We start from the raw sequence: 217 nt of genomic DNA, 5'->3' as shown, positions 1-217 counted from the left end.
CGAGATCCTGGTATTAAAATTGTTGAAATAAATAAATCTGCTTCTTTAATCGTTCGCTCTAGATTTTCAGTATTAGATTCAATTATATTTACTTCTTCTGTTGCGTATTGCTTTCTTAAATATGCAATTCTTTCTTGATTAACCTCTAGGATTGTAACACTACATCCAATTCCAATTGCCATATCACAGGCATTAGTTGCAGCATTCCCTCCACCTA

Annotated in this window: 1 pseudogene; it reads right to left on the bottom strand. The window is 33.2% G+C overall.

What is annotated here, in order from left to right:
- Positions 1 to 217, bottom strand: a pseudogene (locus CN409_RS31115) (alanine dehydrogenase); the annotation flags it as partial.

The organism is Bacillus sp. AFS012607 (assembly GCF_002558005.1).
GTDB classification, from domain to species: Bacteria; Bacillota; Bacilli; order Bacillales; family Bacillaceae_G; genus Bacillus_A; species Bacillus_A thuringiensis_S.
This window is presented reverse-complemented; position numbering and strand designations above follow the sequence as displayed.